Source organism: Pseudomonas sp. FGI182 (assembly GCF_000511325.1).
Taxonomy (GTDB): Bacteria; Pseudomonadota; Gammaproteobacteria; order Pseudomonadales; family Pseudomonadaceae; genus Aquipseudomonas; species Aquipseudomonas putida_Z.
The window spans coordinates 5,212,139-5,228,150 of record NZ_CP007012.1 but is presented as its reverse complement, the minus strand read 5'-3'; the positions used below and the strand labels follow the sequence as shown (position 1 = coordinate 5,228,150).

General features: G+C 64.4%; 14 protein-coding genes. 9 read left to right on the top strand and 5 right to left on the bottom strand.

Annotated features, from left to right (window positions below; translation table 11 throughout):
- Window positions 1-2 precede the first annotated feature (2 nt).
- From mrdA to C163_RS22995, 9 genes are all read left to right on the top strand, one after another.
- Complete coding sequence (mrdA, locus tag C163_RS23035) at window positions 3-1,892, top strand: penicillin-binding protein 2 (protein ID WP_025340768.1); 1,890 nt, start codon at window positions 3-5, stop codon at window positions 1,890-1,892.
- Window positions 1,893-1,930: 38 nt separating this feature from the next.
- Window positions 1,931-3,034, top strand: coding sequence for a rod shape-determining protein RodA (gene rodA / locus C163_RS23030; protein ID WP_015271941.1), 1,104 nt, complete (start codon window positions 1,931-1,933; stop codon window positions 3,032-3,034).
- A 17-nt stretch (window positions 3,035-3,051) separates the two neighbouring features.
- Window positions 3,052-4,062: a lytic murein transglycosylase B gene (mltB, locus tag C163_RS23025; protein ID WP_025340767.1), complete on the top strand. Its 1,011-nt coding sequence runs from the start codon at window positions 3,052-3,054 to the stop codon at window positions 4,060-4,062.
- Window positions 4,062-5,063 carry a septal ring lytic transglycosylase RlpA family protein gene (locus tag C163_RS23020; RefSeq protein WP_025340766.1) on the top strand — a complete coding sequence of 334 codons (1,002 nt, stop codon included), beginning with the start codon at window positions 4,062-4,064 and terminating at the stop codon, window positions 5,061-5,063. The genes mltB and C163_RS23020 overlap by 1 nt, the downstream gene beginning before the upstream one ends.
- A 356-nt stretch (window positions 5,064-5,419) precedes the next feature.
- Window positions 5,420-6,580 carry a D-alanyl-D-alanine carboxypeptidase family protein gene (locus C163_RS23015; protein WP_025340765.1) on the top strand — a complete coding sequence of 387 codons (1,161 nt, stop codon included), beginning with the start codon at window positions 5,420-5,422 and terminating at the stop codon, window positions 6,578-6,580.
- 73 nt (window positions 6,581-6,653) lie between these two features.
- Window positions 6,654-6,929 (top strand): DUF493 domain-containing protein, encoded by a 276-nt coding sequence (locus tag C163_RS23010; RefSeq protein WP_003249736.1) that lies wholly within the window; start codon window positions 6,654-6,656, stop codon window positions 6,927-6,929.
- Window positions 6,929-7,576, top strand: a complete 648-nt coding sequence (lipB, locus tag C163_RS23005; protein WP_013974352.1) for a lipoyl(octanoyl) transferase LipB — start codon at window positions 6,929-6,931, stop codon at window positions 7,574-7,576. Before C163_RS23010 ends, lipB begins: the two co-directional genes overlap by 1 nt.
- Window positions 7,577-7,578: 2 nt before the next feature.
- Window positions 7,579-8,595 carry a lipoyl synthase gene (gene lipA / locus C163_RS23000; RefSeq protein ID WP_003257574.1) on the top strand — a complete coding sequence of 339 codons (1,017 nt, stop codon included), beginning with the start codon at window positions 7,579-7,581 and terminating at the stop codon, window positions 8,593-8,595.
- 87 nt (window positions 8,596-8,682) lie between these two features.
- Entirely contained in the window at window positions 8,683-9,621 is a 939-nt protein-coding gene (locus tag C163_RS22995; protein ID WP_025340764.1) for an LD-carboxypeptidase, read from the top strand.
- 134 nt (window positions 9,622-9,755) lie between these two features.
- Here C163_RS22995 and C163_RS22990 read toward each other — a convergent pair whose 3' ends face one another.
- The 5 genes from C163_RS22990 to leuS all read right to left on the bottom strand — a co-directional run bounded on the left by C163_RS22990 (window position 9,756) and on the right by leuS (window position 15,865).
- Window positions 9,756-11,072, bottom strand: a complete 1,317-nt coding sequence (locus tag C163_RS22990; RefSeq protein WP_025340763.1) for a lytic murein transglycosylase — start codon at window positions 11,070-11,072, stop codon at window positions 9,756-9,758.
- Between the two features lie 60 nt (window positions 11,073-11,132).
- Window positions 11,133-11,297, bottom strand: a complete 165-nt coding sequence (gene arfA, locus C163_RS22985) for an alternative ribosome rescue factor ArfA (RefSeq protein ID WP_025340762.1) — start codon at window positions 11,295-11,297, stop codon at window positions 11,133-11,135.
- Window positions 11,298-11,515: 218 nt separating this feature from the next.
- Complete coding sequence (gene holA / locus C163_RS22980) at window positions 11,516-12,553, bottom strand: DNA polymerase III subunit delta (protein WP_025340761.1); 1,038 nt, start codon at window positions 12,551-12,553, stop codon at window positions 11,516-11,518.
- 39 nt (window positions 12,554-12,592) lie between these two features.
- Complete coding sequence (lptE, locus tag C163_RS22975; RefSeq protein WP_025340760.1) at window positions 12,593-13,198, bottom strand: LPS assembly lipoprotein LptE; 606 nt, start codon at window positions 13,196-13,198, stop codon at window positions 12,593-12,595.
- 60 nt (window positions 13,199-13,258) lie between these two features.
- Window positions 13,259-15,865 carry a leucine--tRNA ligase gene (leuS, locus tag C163_RS22970; RefSeq protein WP_025340759.1) on the bottom strand — a complete coding sequence of 869 codons (2,607 nt, stop codon included), beginning with the start codon at window positions 15,863-15,865 and terminating at the stop codon, window positions 13,259-13,261.
- Window positions 15,866-16,012: the final 147 nt, after the last annotated feature.

Sequence of the window (16,012 nt, the reverse complement as noted above, 5' to 3'; positions counted from 1 at the left end):
CGATGTCGCAGCCGATCCGTCTCAAGGACCACGAGAAAGACGCCCGCCTGGTGCGCAACCGCGTCGTGGTCGGCGCAGTGGCGATCATGCTGCTCATTTGCGTGCTGATCGCGCGGCTGTACTACCTGCAGGTCATCCAGCACGACTATCACTCGACGCTGTCGGAGAACAACCGGGTGCATGTGCAGCCGATCCCGCCGACCCGCGGGCTGATCTTCGACCGCAACGGGGTGATCGTCGCCGACAACCGGCCCAGCTTCAGCCTGTCGATGACCCGCGAACGTGCGGGTAACTGGCAGGAAGTGCTGGATACCATCGTCGAAGTGCTGGAACTGACGCCCGACGACCGCGCCCTGTTCGAGAAGCGCATGCGCCAGGGCCGCCGGCCGTTCGAGCCGGTGCCGATCCTGTTCGAACTCAACGAAGAGCAGATCGCCCGCGTGGCGGTGAACCAGTTCCGCCTGCCGGGCGTGGAAGTGGTGGCCCAGTTGGTGCGCCATTACCCGCAGGGCGCGCACTTCGCCCATTCGGTGGGGTATGTGGGGCGGATCAACGAGAAAGAGCTGAAAACCCTCGACCCGGTGAACTACAGCGGCACCCACCACATCGGCAAGACCGGCATCGAACGCTTCTACGAAGCCGACCTGCATGGCCAGGTGGGCTACGAGGAAGTCGAGACCAACGCCCGCGGCCGTGTGCTGCGGGTGCTCAAGCGTACCGACCCGAAACCGGGCAAGGACATCGTGCTGAGCCTGGACATCAAGCTGCAGGAGGCCGCCGAGGCCGCCCTGGGTGGCCGGCGTGGTGCGGTGGTGGCGCTCGACCCGCGTACCGGCGAGGTGCTGGCGATGGTCAGCCAGCCCAGCTTCGACCCCAACCTGTTCGTCACCGGCATCGGCTTCAAGGCCTATGCCGAACTGCGCGACTCGATCGACCGACCGCTGTTCAACCGCGTGCTGCGTGGCCTGTACCCGCCAGGCTCGACCATCAAGCCGGCGGTGGCCATCGCCGGCCTGGACAGCGGCGTGGTCAATGCCGGCAGCCGGGTGTTCGACCCGGGCTACTACCAACTGCCCAACTACGACCACAAATACCGTAACTGGAACCGTTCGGGCGATGGCTGGGTCGACCTGGACACCGCGATCATGCGCTCCAACGACACCTACTTCTATGACCTTGCCCACAAGATGGGCATCGATCGGCTGTCCAGCTACATGAACAAGTTCGGCATCGGCCAGCGGGTTTCCCTCGACATGTTCGAGGAATCCGCCGGGCTGATGCCGTCGCGCGAATGGAAGCGCGCCACCCGCCGCCAGGCCTGGTTCCCCGGCGAAACCCTGATCCTCGGCATCGGCCAGGGCTACATGCAGACCACGCCGCTGCAACTGGCCCAGGCCACTGCGCTGATCGCCAACAAGGGCGTGTGGAACCGCCCGCACCTGGCCAAGACCATCGAAGGCCAGCCGCCGGTGGACGACAACCCCATGGAAAACATCGTGCTGCGTGACAAATCCGACTGGGCCAAGGTTACCCATGGCATGGAGCAGGTGATGCACAACGCCCGCGGTACCGCACGCAAGGCGGCCATCGGCTCGCAGTACCGCATTGCCGGCAAGAGCGGTACCGCCCAGGTGGTGGCGATCAAGCAGGGCGAGAAGTACGACCGCAACAAGCTCCAGGAGCGCCACCGCGACCACGCCCTGTTCGTCGCCTTCGCCCCGGCCGAGGACCCGAAGATCGTGGTTTCGGTGATGGTCGAGAACGGTGAGTCCGGCTCGGGCGTCGCCGCCCCGGTGGTGCGCCAGGTGATGGACGCCTGGCTGCTTGACGAAAACGGCCGGCTCAAGCCCGAGTTCGCGCCTGCCACCGTTACCCAGGAATCAGCCCTGTGATGAACAATTTCGATCGCATGCTCTCCAGCGAGGATGTGATGCGTCGGCGCGCCAGCTTTCTGCAGCGCATCCACGTCGACGGCCCTTTGCTGATCATTCTGCTGACCCTCGCGGCCGGCAGCCTGTTTGTCCTGTACTCGGCCAGTGGCAAGAACTGGGACCTGCTGCTCAAGCAGGCCACCTCGTTCGGCATCGGCCTGGTGTCGATGTTCATCATCGCCCAGCTGGAGCCGCGCTTTATGGCCCGTTGGGTGCCGCTGGCCTACCTGGCCGGGGTGCTGTTGCTGGTGGTGGTGGACGTGATGGGCCACAACGCCATGGGCGCCACGCGCTGGATCAACATCCCCGGGGTGATCCGCTTCCAGCCCTCGGAGTTCATGAAGATCATCATGCCGGCGACCATCGCCTGGTACCTGTCCAAGCGCACGTTGCCGCCGCATCTGAAGCATGTGGCGATCAGCCTGGTGCTGATCGGCGTGCCGTTCATCCTGATCGTGCGCCAGCCCGACCTGGGCACGGCGCTGCTGATCCTCGCCTCCGGGGCTTTCGTGCTGTTCATGGGAGGCCTGCGCTGGCGCTGGATCCTCAGCGTGCTGGCGGCTGCGGTGCCAGTGGCGGTGGCGATGTGGTTCTTCGTCATGCACGACTACCAGAAGCAGCGGGTACTGACCTTCCTCGACCCGGAAAGCGACCCGCTGGGCACTGGCTGGAACATCATCCAGTCGAAGGCGGCGATCGGCTCGGGCGGTGTGTTCGGCAAGGGCTGGCTGCTCGGCACCCAGTCGCACCTGGACTTCCTGCCGGAAAGCCACACCGACTTCATCATTGCCGTGCTCGGCGAGGAATTCGGCCTGGTCGGCATCTGCCTGCTGCTGATCGTCTACCTGCTGCTGATCGGCCGTGGCCTGATGATCACCGCCCAGGCGCAGACCCTGTTCGGCAAGCTGCTGGCGGGCAGCCTGACCATGACCTTCTTTGTATACGTGTTCGTCAATATCGGTATGGTCAGCGGCCTTCTGCCCGTGGTGGGCGTGCCGCTGCCCTTCATCAGCTATGGCGGAACTTCGTTGGTGACGCTGCTGTCAGCGTTTGGCGTTCTGATGTCGATCCACACGCACCGCAAATGGATCGCTCAGGTTTGAATAAGGTGAAGAATTTCATGCAAGCAGTGCGTAACTGGGCTGCCCGTTGTGCGCCGTGGATCGGCGCGGTGGGCCTGTTCGGCGCTGTACAGCTGGCCCATGCCGGCGATTATCAAGGCTCGCCCCAGGTGGCCCAGTTCGTTGGCGAAATGAGCCGCGACCATGGCTTTGCCCCTGAGCAGCTGATGGGTGTGTTCAGTGAGGTGCAGCGCAAACAGTCGATCCTCGACGCCATTTCGCGCCCGGCCGAACGGGTAAAGCCGTGGAAGGACTACCGGCCGATGTTCATCACCGACGCGCGCATCGCCCGCGGTGTGGACTTCTGGCGCCAGCACGAAGCGGTGCTGGCCCGTGCCGAGCAAGAATACGGCGTGCCGGCGCAGTACATCGTCGCCATCATCGGCGTGGAAACCTTCTTTGGCCGCAACACCGGCAACTACCGGGTGATCGATGCCTTGTCGACCCTGGGCTTCGACTACCCGCCACGGGCCGAATTCTTCCGCAAGGAGCTGCGCGAGTTCCTGCTGCTGGCCCGTGAGGAGCAGCTCGACCCGCTGACGCTCAAGGGCTCCTATGCCGGCGCCATGGGCCTGCCGCAGTTCATGCCGAGCAGCTTCCGCAACTTCGCGGTGGACTTCGACGGCGACGGCCACATCAATATCTGGAACAACCCGGACGATGCCATCGGCAGCGTGGCCAGCTACTTCAAGCGCCACGGCTGGGTGGCCGGCGAAGGTGTGGTCAGCCGTGCCTGGGTGGACGGTGGGCGCGCCGACGAAGGCCTGACTACCGGCATCGAGCCGGTAAAAACCGTTGGGGAGTTGCGCACGCTTGGCTGGTCGGTCCATGATTCGCTGCGCGATGATCTGCCGGTTACCGCCTTCCGTCTCGAGGGCGACAATGGCCCCGAGTACTGGATGGGCCTGAAGAACTTCTACGCGATCACTCGCTACAACCGCAGCGTGATGTATGCCATGGCGGTGCATCAGCTATCGGAACAGCTGGTTCAAGCACGGGGCGTCAAGTAATGCGCGCAATCTTCTCTGGCAACTCTTTCAAGCTGTTCACCTGCCTCGCCGTCGGCGTGGTGCTGGCCAGCTGTTCGTCCAACCGCCCTTCCCAGCAAAGCAGTGGCAACGTGGTGCGCACCCAGCCGGGCCTGGACATCAACCGGGCGCACAAGGACGGCGCGCCGTGGTGGGACGTGGATGTGAACAAGATCCCCGACGCCACGCCAACCGTGCACACCGGCAACTACAAGGCCAACCCGTACACGGTGCTGGGCAAGACCTACTACCCGATGCAGGACTCGCGCAACTATCGCGCGGAGGGCACCGCGTCGTGGTACGGCACCAAGTTCCACGGCCAGAACACCGCCAACGGCGAGCTGTACGACCTGTACGGCATGAGCGCGGCGCACAAGACCCTGCCGCTGCCGGCCTACGTGCGGGTGACCAACCTGGCCAACGGCCGCAGCGTGATCCTGCGGGTGAACGACCGTGGGCCGTTCTATTCGGACCGCATCATCGACCTGTCCTATGCCGCGGCGAAAAAGCTCGGTTATGCCGAGATCGGTACCGCGCACGTGCGCGTCGAAGGCATCGACCCGCAACAATGGTGGGCCCAGCGTGGCCAGACGCCACCGATGGTGCTGAAAGAGCCGCAGGTGGCCCAGACCCAGGCAATCCCGGCCAGTACCGGGCGCGTCGAGCAATGGACCCCGCCGCCCCAGCAGCATGCGGCGCCGGTGGTGCCGGTGCAGGTGGCTGGCAACAACGTGCCGGCCGGCAGTGGCGGCAGCTTCCTGCAGGTGGGCGCCTTCGCCAACCCGGACGCCGCCGAACTGCTGCGCTCCAAGCTCAGCAGCATGGTCAGCGCGCCCGTGTTCATCAGCTCGATCGTGCGCAACCAGCAGACCCTGCACCGCGTGCGCCTGGGGCCGATCAACAGCCAGGGCGAGATCCAGCAAGCGCAGGACAGCATCCGCCTGGCGAACCTTGGGCAGGCCAAGCTGGTCACAGCTGACTGACAGTGGAGCTCCAGCCTTGATGCGCTTTCTGTAGGAGCGGCCTTGTGTCGCGAGAGGGCCGCGCAGCGGCCCCAGGGTTTCTGCATGAATGCAAAAGTGGCTGGGGCTGCTTTGCAGCCCGATCGCGACACAAGGCCGCTCCTACAATGACCGCGTTCCCATTCAAGGCAACCGTTAAACTGTCGGTTTTGTCATGAATTGCCGGGCGCGGGCATGTACAATGTCGGCTTTTGCCCGCAGCGACATAAAGCCGCACTTTGCGAGCCTGGCCTACGGCCACAAAACTAGACTGACTGGCGCTGGGCACATGATCTTGCCCAGGGAACATCAGACCATTAGCGATTTTCGAGAGACGGATGAACATCACCAACCTTGCCAAACGACTTTGCCTGCCCGTACTGCTGATGATCACGCCTGCCGCCTTCGCGGCTGAGCAGATGACGCCGGCGCCACCGCAACTGGCAGCCAAGTCCTACGTACTCATGGATGCGTCCAGCGGCAACGTGCTGGTCGAGAACAACGGTGACGAGCGCCTGCCGCCAGCCAGCCTGACCAAGCTGATGACGGCCTACATCGCCACCCTGGACATCCGTCGCGGCCAGATCGGTGAAAACGACCCGGTTACCGTCAGCGAAAACGCCTGGCGTACCGGCGGTTCGCGCATGTTCATCAAGGTGGGCAGCCAGGTGACCGTCAGCGACCTGCTGCACGGCATCATCATCCAGTCCGGCAACGACGCCTCGGTCGCCCTGGCCGAGCACATCGCCGGCAGCGAAGACGCCTTCGCCGACATGATGAACAAGACCGCTGCCGACCTGGGCATGGGCAACAGCCACTTCATGAACCCGACCGGCCTGCCGCACCCGGAGCATTACTCGTCGGCCCACGACATGGCGACCCTGGCCCGTGCGATCATCAACGTCGACCCGGCCCACTACGCCATCTACTCGCAGAAAGAGTTCTTCTGGAACAACATCAAGCAGCCAAACCGCAACCTGCTGCTGTGGCGTGACAAGACCGTCGATGGCCTGAAGACCGGCCACACCGACGAAGCCGGCTACTGCATGGTGGCTTCGGCCGTTCGCGATGGCCAGCGCCTGATCGCCGTGGTGTTCGGCACCAACAGCGAGCAGTCGCGTGCTGCCGAGACCCAGAAGCTGCTGACCTACGGCTTCCGCTTCTTCGAAACCCAGACCTTCTACCAGAAGGGTACCGAGCTGACCAAGTCGCCGGTCTGGAAGGGCGCGACTGGCGAAGTGAAAGCCGGCCTGGCCAACGACCTGACCCTGACTATGCCTAAAGGCCAATTGAAGCGCCTTCAGGCTTCGATGACCATGAACCCGCAGCTCACCGCGCCAATCGCCAAAGGTGACGTGATCGGCAAAGTGGAAGTCAAACTGGACGAGAAAGTGGTTCACAGCGCCGACCTGATCGCCCTCGATGGCGTCGAGGAAGGTGGTTTCTTCCGCCGTATGTGGGATAGCATCCGTCTATTCTTCTACGGGTTGTTCAACTGATACGTGACCTGCATGCCCCCGCGTATCCTGCGGGGGCGTTGTTGTTGCCACGGCTTACGAGGCCGTTTCCGCCATGAGCGAACCAGACGTCAAGTCGCACAAGATCGAATTCCCCTGCGACGATTACCCGATCAAGGTCATCGGTGACACCGTTGTCGGCTTCAAGGACACGGTGATCGAGATCCTGAGCAAGCACGCCAAGGTCGACCTTTCCACCCTGGCCGAGCGCCAGAGCAAGGAAGGCAAGTACACCACCGTGCAATTGCACATCGTTGCCGAAAGCGAGAACCAGCTTCACGATATCAACAGCGCCCTGCGCGCTACCGGCATCGTGAAAATGGTGCTCTGATGTCCGCCTGCCTCGGTTTTCGCGAGCTTGGCCTGCAGCCCTACGAACCGGTGCTGGAGGCCATGCGTCGCTTCACCGAGCAACGCAGCCCGGACAGCCAGGATGAAGTGTGGCTGGTCGAGCACCCCGCGGTCTTCACCCAGGGCCAGGCCGGCAAGGCCGAGCACCTGCTGGTGCCGGGCGACATCCCGGTGGTGCAGACCGATCGCGGTGGCCAGGTGACCTACCATGGCCCCGGGCAGCTGGTGGCCTACCTGCTGCTGGATGTGCGCCGGCTGGGCTTTGGCGTGCGTGAGCTGGTCAGCCGTATCGAGCAGACCCTCATCGACCTGCTCGCCAGTTACGATGTCCAGGCCGCGGCCAAGCCCGATGCCCCGGGCGTCTATGTCGACGGAGCGAAAATCGCCTCCCTCGGCCTGCGAATCCGCAACGGCCGTTCATTCCACGGCCTTGCCCTGAACGTGGACATGGACCTCGCGCCATTCCGCCGAATCAACCCCTGCGGCTATGCGGGGCTGGCGATGACCCAGCTGCGCGACCTGGCAGGTCCGATCGAACTCGACGAGGTCAGGACAAGGCTGCGCGGACAGCTGGTCAAGCACCTCGACTACGCTGAGCAGACGACCCTCACGGGCGGAATCGACTGAATATGACAACTGTGCAAGAAGCCGTGCCGAACCTGATACCTACCCAGGATGCCACCCCGCGCCCAGCGCCGAAGAAGGTGGAAGCCGGGGTCAAGCTGCGTGGTGCCGAAAAGGTGGCGCGCATCCCGGTGAAGATCATCCCCACCGAAGAGCTGCCGAAGAAGCCCGACTGGATCCGCGTGCGTATCCCGGTGTCGCCCGAGGTAGACCGCATCAAGCAGTTGCTGCGCAAGCACAAGCTGCACAGCGTATGCGAAGAGGCATCCTGCCCGAACCTGGGCGAGTGCTTCTCCGGTGGTACCGCCACCTTCATGATCATGGGTGACATCTGCACCCGTCGTTGCCCGTTCTGCGACGTTGGCCACGGCCGGCCGAAACCGCTGGACCTGGACGAGCCGAAGAACCTGGCCATCGCCATCGCCGACCTGCGCCTGAAGTACGTGGTGATCACCTCGGTGGACCGCGACGACCTGCGTGACGGTGGTGCCCAGCACTTTGCCGACTGCATCCGCGAAATCCGTGCGCTGTCGCCGGGCGTACAGCTGGAAACCCTGGTGCCGGACTACCGTGGGCGCATGGATATTGCCCTGGAGATCACCGCGCAAGAGCCGCCGGATGTGTTCAACCACAACCTCGAGACCGTACCGCGCCTGTACAAGGCCGCACGCCCGGGTTCGGACTACGACTGGTCGCTGGACCTGCTGCAGAAGTTCAAGCAGCTGGTGCCGCACGTACCGACCAAGTCGGGCCTGATGCTCGGCCTGGGCGAAACCGACGAGGAAGTGATCGAAGTGATGCACCGCATGCGCGAGCATGACATCGACATGCTCACCCTCGGCCAGTACCTTCAGCCGTCGCGCAGCCACCTGCCGGTGCAGCGTTTCGTCCACCCGGACACCTTCGCCTGGTTCGCCGAGGAAGGTTACAAGATGGGCTTCAAGAACGTCGCTTCCGGCCCGCTGGTGCGTTCTTCGTACCACGCTGACCAGCAGGCTCACGAAGCCAAGATCAAGCTCTGAGCCAAGCACAGAGCCACGCATGCCGATGCGCGCCGAAGGGCGGCATCGGCATTTTTGTTTGTGCCACACGTGCTGCAAGGAGCCGCGATGAATTGCGCCGAAACCTTCCAACCCAGCCTGCCCGCCGCGCTGCCGCGTGATGCCTGTTTTGCCATTGTCGCCCCGGCGGGCGCGGCGCGGCTGGATACGCACAAGGTCAACCAGTGGTTCGTTGATAGAGGCTACAGCTGCCGCATCTATCCGGGAGCCCTTCAGGCCCAGGGCTATCTGGCGGGGCCGGACCTGCAGCGGTTACAGGACCTGCATGATGCCTTTGCCGACCCGGCCATCGACGCCATTCTGTGCATGCGTGGGGGGTACGGCAGCATGCGCCTGCTCGACCAGCTCGATTTCGAACTGATCCGGCGCAACCCCAAGCCGTTGATCGGCTACAGCGACATCACCGCGCTGCACACGGCGATCTACCGGCATACCGGGCTGCTCACCTTCCATGGCGGGATGCTCAATGCCGACCTGCTGGGGGCCAAGTTGCCGCCAACCGAGACTTCGTTGCTGGCGCAGCTGGGTGGGCATGTGCGAGCAGGGGAGCAGATCGTGCACCCTGCTGACTTCCCTTTGAGCAGCGTGCTGCATGGGGTGGCCAGCGGGCCGCTGCTGGGCGGCAACCTGTCGATGCTGGGCGCGACCCTGGGGACGATTGCCGAGCTGGATACGCAGGGCTGCATCCTGTTCATCGAGGACGTCAACGAGCCGCTGTACCGGGTGGATCGCTTGCTGACCCAACTGCGCCTGGCGGGCAAGCTGGAGGGGGTGAAGGGGGTGCTGGTGGGGGACTTTGCCGGGATTACCACTGCGGCGTTGACGCCCCTGCTGGAGGATATCTTCGCACCGCTGGGTGTGCCGGTGCTGGCCGGGTGGCGCAGTGGGCATTGTGACCCGAATGTGTGCTTGCCGTTGGGGGCTCGGGTAATGCTGGACAGTGATCGGCAGAGCTTGCTGCTGGAGCAGGATCTTTTCCAGGCTTGAGATTGTCGGGGCTGCTTTGCAGCCCATCGCGACACAAGGCCGCTCCTGCAGGAGACCGCGTTACCCCGATGGTTCGCGATCGCTTGTAGGAGCGGCCTTGTGTCGCGATGGGCCGCGCAGCGACCCCAAGATTCTCACTGCTGACGCAGGCTCTCGAGCAGTTTGTGGGTCGGATACCCATCCGCCGGCCACCCCAACCCCTGCTGGGCATTGCGGATCGCCTTGCGGGTATTGGCGCCAATGATGCCATCGGCATTGCCGGCTTCGTGCCCATTGCTGTTCAGCAGGTTCTGCAGCTCCATGCGCTCGCTGCGGCTGAGCGGCAGGTCTTCTTTCGGCCAGCTGCCGGCAATGAAGCCCCAGCCCGTGAAGCGATCACCCAGCAGGCTTACCGCCAGCGCGTAGGACGACGAGTTGTTGTACTTGAGGATGGCGCGGAAGTTGTCCAGCACCAGGAACGCCGGGCCGCGCGCGCCCGCTGGCAGCAGCAGGGCGGCAGACAGCTGGTTGCTGCCCACCGGCAGCTGGGTACCGGCAGGCAGTTTCACGCCCATCGCCAGCCACTCGCTCACCGGCTTGCGCAGGGCGCCATCGGCCTGCCAGTAATCGAAGCCAGGCGGCACCTGGACCTCGAAGCCCCACGGCTGGCCACGTTTCCAGCCCGAGCTCTGCAGATAGTGCGCGGTCGATGCCAGGGCGTCTGCCGTGCTGTTCCAGATGTCGCGTCGGCCATCGCCGTCGAAGTCCACGGCATGGGTGTTGTAGGTGGTCGGGATGAACTGGGTCTGGCCCATGGCGCCGGCCCACGAGCCGCGCATGGCTTCAGGCTGGATGTCGCCATGCTGGATGATCTGCAGCGCGGCGATCAGCTGGTCCTGGGCGAACTGCGGGCGGCGGCCTTCATAGGCCAGGGTAGCCAGCGAGCGGATCACCGACTTGTTGCCCTGGAACTGGCCGAAGTTGCTTTCCATGCCCCATACCGCGACCAGCACCTGGCGATCGACGCCATAGCGTTGCTCGATGCGGGTCAGCAGTTCGGCGTTCTGCTCCAGCAGTTTCTTGCCGTTGCGCACACGCAGGGGCGACAGGGCGCCTTCGAGGTATTCCCATACCGGGCGGGTGAACTCCGGCTGGCTGCGATCGGCCTTGATCACGTCCATGTCAGGGGTGATGCCGAGGAAGGCGCGGTCGAAGGTGTCCTGCGAAATGCCGGCTTGCAGGGCTTGCTGGCGGAAGCCGGCCTGCCATTGCGCGAAGGTTTGCAGAGGCTGGATTTCAGTGCTGGTGTCGGGCGTCGTGCCGGGCAGGGTCACCACCGGGGCGGGCTGGGCGGGGGCCAGCGGCAGGGCATCGGCGGCGGTGGGCTTTTCTGCGCAGGCCACGAGCAGGATGAAACTGGAGGCCGCGATCAGCTGACGGGTTTTCCAGCGGGGGAGAAGACTGAGGAGCATGCACAGATCCAGAATTGCAGGTCAGGTGACGACCATACCATGCCTGCGCTTTCGATGCTTTCATGCTGCCAAAAAGTAGGAAGCCTCCCAATCTCTCGATTGGAAGGCTTCGCGGCGGTAGCTGCCTTTGCCCTTGTTCGGCCGTTCCTGGCGGCAGCGGAACAGCGGTTGGGCGATGATCGACTTGGCCTTGTTGGGGCCGTGCTTTTTCGGCTTTTTGCTCATGGCGGGGTTCCCGGGTTGGGTGGGTTTCGCGGCGCACTGTAGGGCTTCGGGCAGGGTGGGGCCAATTGATTGTGTTTATGGTTCGAGATGTTGGGGACATTGCAGCCCTGTGGGAGCGGGCGTGTCGAGGCGTCGAACCGCCGCGAACACCGGCGAAGCCGGTGCCATCCACCGTGTCGCCTGATTCGCGGGCATGCCCGCTCCCACAGCGGCCCCAGTTACTCGGGAGGCAGTGTCAGGCGCTGGCCGGCCATCAGCAGCGACAAGCGCGCCAGGCCTGTCCAGGGCGAGCCCTCGGCCTGGCCTTTGATCTGTGCATCGATACGCTGGGCATCTTGCAGCAACTGCGCCCAGCGCTGCGCCGACAGGCGCTGCAGGGCCTTGCTGACCAGTGGCCGGCGTTTGTCCCAGATCGGCGGGCGGGCCTGGCTGAAGGCCTTGTCCAGCGGTACACCCTGGCTGAACTGCTGGGCCAGCCCGGCCAGCTGGCGCAGCTCACGGGCCAGGGCCCAGAGAATCACTGGTGGCTCCACGCCTTCACCGCGCAAGCCTTCGAGCATGCGCAAGGCATGCGCGGCTTCGCCGTTGAGAATGGCATCGACCAGGCCGAAGACATCGAAGCGGGCGCTGTCGGCGACGGCGGCCTGCACGGTCTCCACGGTGATCTGGTTACCTTCGGCAAGCAGCTTGAGCTTTTCGATTTCCTGCGCTGCAGCCAGCAGGTTGCCTTCCACGCGTGCGGCAATCAGGTCGACGGCGTCACGTTGTGCCGACAGGCCGGCCTGCTGCAGGCGCTGGTTGATCCACTGCGGCAGCTGGTGCACATCCACCGGCCAGATCTGGATGAACTGGCAGTGGGCGCCTTCGATCAGCGCCTTGCCCCACTTGGTCTTCTGTGCGCTGCCGTCGAGCTTGGGCAGGCTGACCAGCAGCAGGGTGTCTTCGGCGGGGTTGGCGCAGTATTCCATCAGCGCAGCAGCGCCCTTGTCACCGGGCTTGCCCGAGGGCAGGCGCAATTCCAGCAGGCGGCGCTGGGCGAACAGGGACAGGCTGGCGCCAGCCTGGAGCAGGGTGCCCCAGTCGAAGTTGGCGTCGGCACTGAATACCTGGCGTTCGTCGAAGCCCTGCTGGCGCGCGGCGTTGCGGATGGCGTCGGCGGCTTCCTGGCACAGCAGCGGGTCGTCGCCGCTGACCACGTAGACCGGTGCCAGGGCGCCCTGCAGGTGCTTGTTGAGTTGGGCGGGGGCGAGCTTCATGGGAAACAGGCGGGGCACCCGAAGGTACCCCGCTCGGGCTTAGCTGCCCGGCACTTCCAGTGGCGACTGCTGAGGCGTTTCGGCCTGCTGGCGGCGAGCGGCCTCCAGCGCAGCGGCTTCGGCCTTGGCACGTTCGTCGGCTTGACGCTGCAGCTCGTCCAGCTGGGACGGGGTCAGCATCTGCAGGCGAACGACCATGGCGTTGACCAGGTCGCGACGCATTTCTTCGCGGGCGCGGTTGGCTTCCTGCTCGGAGCCGGTGATGTTCGAGCCGTCACGCAAGTAGATCTTGCGCACTTCCAGCTTGTCGCTCATCAGCTCCAGGTTGTTCAGGCCCTGGATGCTGTAGTTCAGCACGGTGGTCAGCTCGTACTCGGCGGTACGGTTGCCGCTGTTGTAGGTTGCCGAGCGCTCTCGCTCCTGCTCGTTGGTCAGCACCAGGCGGTACGGTGCGCCAGCGTGCACGTTGACACCGCTACGCTGCAGTACTTCACGCAGCTGGACCACGGTCGGGCCGTAGGCGTTGCGTGCGCTGACGTCCATTTCCTTCACGCTCAGCTCGGTGGAGCCGGTGCCGCGCAGCTGGAAACCGCAGGCGCTGAGCATGACCGCCAGGCCAATTACCAGCAAATTGCGTTTGATCATGTTGTTGCTCCCTTGTGGGCCTGTTCGCCCACCCGCAGTGGCTGCGGGCGGGCGTTGCCATCAGTTGGCGACGATGTTGACCAGCTTGCCCGGTACCACGATGACCTTGCGGATGGTCAGGCCATCGATGAAGCGCAGGACGTTCTCGTTGCTGCGCGCGGCGGCTTCGATTTCTTCGCGGCTGGCGGCGGCCGGCATTTCGACCTGGCCACGCAGCTTGCCGTTGACCTGCACCACCAGGGTGACGGTGTCCTGTACCAGGGCTGCCTCGTCGACGGCTGGCCAGCTGGCGTCGATGACGGCCTGCTGGTGGCCCAGCTGTTGCCACAGCTCGTGGGAGATGTGCGGGGTGATCGGTGCCAGCAGCAAGGTGACGGCCTCGAGGCCTTCCTGAAGCAGGGCACGGTCCTGTTCAGTGGCCTGCGGGGCCTTTTCCAGCACGTTCATCACGGTCATCACCTGGGCGATGGCGGTGTTGAACTTGTGGAACTGACCTACGTCGGTGCTGGCCTGCTTGATGGCGGCGTGGATGGCGCGGCGGATGACCTTCTGCGCGTCGTCCAGGGCGGCGACATCCAGCTTGCCCGGCAGGCCTTGGGCCACGTGGGCCTGGGCCAGGCGCCAGACGCGGCGCAGGAAGCGGCTGGCGCCTTCGACGCCGGAGTCGGACCATTCCAGGCTCATGTCGGGCGGCGAGGCGAACATCATGAACAGGCGGCAGGTGTCGGCGCCGTACTGGTCGATCATCGATTGCGGGTCGACGCCGTTGTTCTTCGACTTCGACATCTTCTCGGTGCCACCGATTTCCACCGGCAGGCCGTCGGTCTTCAGGCGGGCGCCAATGATCTTGGCCTTGGCATCGCGCTCGACTTCAACATCGGCCGGGTTGAACCAGTCCTTGCCGCCGTTGCTGGCCACACGGTAGTAGGTTTCGGCGACCACCATGCCCTGGGTCAGCAGGTTCTTGAACGGCTCGTTCGAGGTTACCAGGCCTTCGTCACGCATCAGCTTGTGGAAGAAGCGCGCGTACAGCAGGTGCAGGATGGCGTGCTCGATACCGCCGATGTACTGGTCGACCGGCAGCCAGTGGTTGGCCGCTTTCGGGTCGACCATGCCACCTTCGTAGTTCGGCGAGGCGTAGCGGGCGAAGTACCAGGACGACTCGACGAAGGTGTCCATGGTGTCGGTTTCGCGTTTGGCCGCGGTGCCGCATTTCGGGCAGCTGCACTCGTAGAATTCAGGCATGCGCGCCAGTGGCGAACCGGCACCGTCCGGCACCACGTTCTCCGGCAGGGTGACCGGCAGCTGGTCTTCCGGCACCGGTACGTCGCCGCAGGACGGGCAGTGGATGATCGGGATCGGGCAGCCCCAGTAGCGCTGGCGGCTGATACCCCAGTCGCGCAGGCGGAACTGGGTACGCGATTTGCCCAGCTCCTTGCGGATCAGGGCGGCTTCGATGGCGTCGAAGGCACCGGCGAAGTCCAGGCCGTCGAACTCGCCGGAGTTGATCAGCTGGCCGTGCTCGCCATAGGCGGCCAGCCACTCGTTGCCGACTTCGTCGCCAGCGCTGGTGCGCACCACGGCCTTGACCGGCAGGTTGTACTTGTGGGCGAACTCGAAGTCGCGCTCATCGTGGGCCGGCACGGCCATGACGGCGCCATCGCCGTAGTGCATCAGCACGTAGTTGGCGACCCATACCGGCAGCTTCTCGCCGGTCAGCGGGTGCTCGACCAACAGGGAAGTGGCCATGCCCTTCTTCTCCTGGGTGGCCATGTCGGCTTCGGCAACGCTGCCGCTCTTGCACTCGTCGATGAACGCCTGCAGCGCCGGGTTGCCCTGGGCGGCCTGGGTGGCCAGCGGGTGTTCGGCGGCGACGGCGACGTAGGTGGCGCCCATCAGCGTGTCGGGACGGGTGGTGAAGACCTTGAGGGTGCCTTCGTGGCCGATGCTGGCCAGGTCGAACGGGAACTGCACTTCCATGCCGCGCGACTTGCCGATCCAGTTGCGCTGCATGGTCTTGACCTGCTCAGGCCAGCCCGGCAGCTCGTCGAGGCTTTCCAGCAGCTCGTCGGCGTAGTCGGTGATGCGGAAGTAGTACATCGGGATTTCGCGCTTCTCGATCAGCGCGCCCGAACGCCAGCCACGGCCGTCGATGACCTGCTCGTTGGCCAGTACGGTCTGGTCCGCCGGGTCCCAGTTCACGGTACCGTTCTTGCGGTAGATGATGCCTTTCTCGAACAGGCGGGTGAACAGCCACTGCTCCCAGCGGTAGTAGTCGGGCTTGCAGGTGGTGACTTCACGTGCCCAGTCGATGGCCAGGCCCAGGCTCTTGAGCTGGGTCTTCATGTAGTCGATGTTTTCGTACGTCCACTTGGCCGGGGCGACGTTGTTCTTCATCGCCGCGTTTTCCGCGGGCATGCCGAAAGCGTCCCAGCCCATCGGCTGCAGGACGTTCTTGCCCAGCATGCGCTGGTAGCGGGCAATCACGTCACCGATGGTGTAGTTGCGCACGTGGCCCATGTGTAGCTTGCCGCTCGGGTACGGGAACATCGACAGGCAGTAGTAGGTGTCCTTGCCTGGCTGTTCAGTAACAGCGAACGATTGTTGCTCGTCCCAGAAGTTCTGGGCGGCGGCTTCGATATCACGGGGCGTGTATTGTTCGTGCATGGCTACTTTTTGCTGAGAGAGAAGAGACCTTGTTCCAGGCAGCGGAACCTCGCTGCGTCCGGCACTCCGGTGTCGTTTAGAGTGAACGCCGTAGCATACAGCAGCGCCGCGCATCGTGGGAAACCTTCGTTGCGAATGCCCGCTGGT